Below are 3,027 nucleotides of genomic sequence, written 5' to 3'. Positions count from 1 at the left end.
ACAATGCCTTTTAAAGCACCATATTTCATGGCTACTTTTGCCTTACGAATAGCTTCCTCATATAACCCTCTTGAAGCCCCCGGTTCCCAGTAGGAAATTTTTGTTCCTCCAACAGCAGCGGGAATAAGTCCAATCTTAATTTTAGGATTTGCTTCAGCCATTGCTTTACCAAAAGCCAGCCCAGGACCTGTTCCTCTATTAGCTTTATCAAAATGAAGTGGCTCCTTAGCTAAAACGAATTCATCCGCTGCATTTAACATGAATACCCTATTATGTTCGGTTGTATCTTCCGCTTCGATTACACCACGACCAGCCATATTAGATTGACCAACTAATAAATATAAATCATAACCCGATTTTAAATCTATAGTCTCCTTTTTTGAATGGCAACTAACAAGTAGCAGCAGTGGAATTAAAAATATTAAAAAAGATATTTGCTTAATTTTATTCTGTAAACAATTACCTCGTTTCATATCATTCATCTTCATAAATTTTTACTTACCTAAATTTTTGTACCTCAGCATAGCTTCCACATAATAATAATCTGCATAAGAAAGTGGAACGTCTACCTCTCTGTCTTTAGTCAGATTGCCAACACTATGTTTTAAAATAAAGCCACCGTTTTCCCCTACCGAAGCTGTATACACCGGAGAAGAAAGTGACTTAATCATTATTTCTGCCGCATTTAAATATTTTTGCTTCTTCTCTTTATCTGAATATCCCGAAAGTTCAATCAATGCAGAAGCTACCAAAGCCCCCGCCGAAGCATCTCTTGGTATTACAGAATATTTGAATGCATTGTAATTAAAGCTTGGCTGCACCCCAGGTTGCCCTGCATCAAAATCCCAATAAGGGATTTTATCTTTAGGAAGATTTTTGTGATTAAGAAAAAAGTCTGCCATTCCCTGTGCTGTCTTAAGGAAACGCTTATCTCCTGTCTCACGATATACCATTGTAAAACCATAGATGCCCCAGCCCTGCCCTCTCGACCAGGTAGAGTTATGAGCAAAGCCCTGATAAGTTTCGCGGCTGTTTATCTCACCTGTTTCAGGATTATACGCCACCACATGAAAAGAACTATAATCTGGTCTTACATGATTTTTCATTGCAGTTTCGGCATGTGTAACCGCTATTTTTTTAAAGCTTTCATCTCCGGTCACTTTTGAAGCAAAGAATAACAATTCCAGATTCATCATATTGTCTATAATCACCGGAAAATCCCAATATTTACTTCCATCTAAAGACTTAATGCGATCCCAGGATTGTATACTGCCAACTTTAGAATTATACCTGCTTGCCAGCGATTTAGCCGATTGTACTAAAATATCTTTATATTCTTCTTTTTTTGTTATACGATAGGCATTACCAAAACTACAATACATCATAAAACCTAAATCGTGAGTATTCTTGTTATCTTTCTGGCTTTTCAAAAACGCAAACTTGTTATCGGCTTCTTTAAGTAACTCCTTATCCTTAGTATGTTCATATAGATAAACCAAAGTACCGGGGTAGAAACCACTTGTCCAGTTTTTTGCAGTACTTGTTACAGAACCTTTTTCTCTGCCCTCGTAAGTTTTTGGAAAACGGTCTTCTGGTGTTACCGATTTTAGGAATTTATATTGTTTTGTGGATTGATCTAAGCTTTTTTCGATAATTTCTTTCAATCCCTTACCACTAAATGTATTCGCTTTCTGTGCATACGAATATGCCATGAAAAAAAACACTAAGAGCATCGCACTACTAAATACTATCTTTTTCATGTGATTATAAGGTTAATAATTACTACTGATAAGCATAATTTACTCACCGTTAACGTTACCGTAAAGTAATAACTAATTTTTATATAATCAAATATTTCATTTATAATTTGCATTTTCTAAGAATTGAGTGTCCGAATTAAAAATCAATCATTTTTTGTAGGAGTTCCTAGAATGTACTCATTGGCACGGAATGCTTTACTTAGACACCGTTTTCCATGCAACGGCTCTTAAATATGCAGCAAAATCCTGGGAGACATTTTCAGGAACAAACTTTAAGTTAACAGGTGATTCTCTAAACAAAAAACTATACCAAATGAGCGCACCTAAATAGCAACCCGCCTGATTTGCATGATTAGCGTCTAACTTAAGTTTTTTGTTCTTAGTCCATGAATATCCAACATTAAGAGAGTTTTTCTCATTTGGTAACTCAGGATATATGGGATTTTCAAAATTATAATCAATATCCGGAACAAATTTCCACTTATGATCTGAACTTACCTCCCAGAAAGCATCGCCAACGGGAATTATTCTCATATTTAATTCCTTTGCTACTTTATGATAAGCTATCCGGGATTTCGCCCACATTTCCTGGGCACTTTTTGCCCTTTCTTCAGCTGTTACCCTGCTAAAATATTTGGCATCTTTTCTATATGGCCATGTTTGATGTATCACAATTTCTGCATTGGGCTGAAATTTCTTAATAAAATTATATAAGTAATTAATATATGGATAATAGCTATCTGAATATGCAGAGTATGTTGATGCTTGTTGTAAAGTAACAATATCCCATTTACCATCCATTAAAAGCATTTTTAATGACTTTCCCTTATAAGGTTTTCCTTCAGGATCGTCTGGATTCGATGCTGCAATTTCTACTAACTCCCAATGCTTTTTTAAGGGGCTTCCACTAATCTCTGCTTTTTGTATAATTAATTTATGTCCGCCTTCTACAGCTAATTGAGGTAAATATAGTGTTGCATTTCTGGAGAAACTATTCCCTATCACCAGTAATCGTATTTCTTTTTCATTTTTGTTTTCAACCTGCGCTTTTACAGGATCAATTGTAAAGAGCAAACCAATAATAAAACATAAGATACTAATCACAGGAATTTTACTATATTTCATATTTTTTATATTATAACGCAATCATTTTTTTTCACATGTGTTTATTTAAAATTTGGATCAATATTATGTGTTAATTCAAGCTTCAAACTTTGACACTCTCGACATCCTTCTCCTTTTTGCTTCAATTCGCCACTATTGTCAA

The 3,027-nt window shown here is 34.9% G+C and carries 3 protein-coding genes; all 3 read right to left on the bottom strand.

The features are described 5' to 3' along the window. A partial coding sequence (locus ABWO41_RS17180) for a sialate O-acetylesterase (protein WP_353140676.1) occupies nucleotides 1-482 on the bottom strand: 482 nt, incomplete at its 3' end. Nucleotides 483-494: 12 nt separating this feature from the next. Then, the gene (locus ABWO41_RS17175; RefSeq protein WP_353140673.1) at nucleotides 495-1,760 is read right to left on the bottom strand and encodes a glycoside hydrolase family 88 protein; all 1,266 of its coding nucleotides are present in this window, start codon (nucleotides 1,758-1,760) and stop codon (nucleotides 495-497) included. 195 nt (nucleotides 1,761-1,955) lie between these two features. Continuing rightward, the gene (locus ABWO41_RS17170; protein ID WP_353140670.1) at nucleotides 1,956-2,885 is read right to left on the bottom strand and encodes a DUF4886 domain-containing protein; all 930 of its coding nucleotides are present in this window, start codon (nucleotides 2,883-2,885) and stop codon (nucleotides 1,956-1,958) included. Between the last annotated feature and the right edge of the window lie 142 nt (nucleotides 2,886-3,027).

The organism is Pseudopedobacter sp., from assembly GCF_040392825.1.
Taxonomy (GTDB): Bacteria; Bacteroidota; Bacteroidia; order Sphingobacteriales; family Sphingobacteriaceae; genus Pseudopedobacter.
This window is presented reverse-complemented; position numbering and strand designations above follow the sequence as displayed.

Coding starts and splice junctions, on each gene's coding strand:
- ABWO41_RS17175 (WP_353140673.1), bottom strand. CDS start 1,760: ATGAAAAAGATAGTATTTAGTAGTGCGATGCTCTTAGTGTTTTTTTTC.
- ABWO41_RS17170 (WP_353140670.1), bottom strand. CDS start 2,885: ATGAAATATAGTAAAATTCCTGTGATTAGTATCTTATGTTTTATTATT.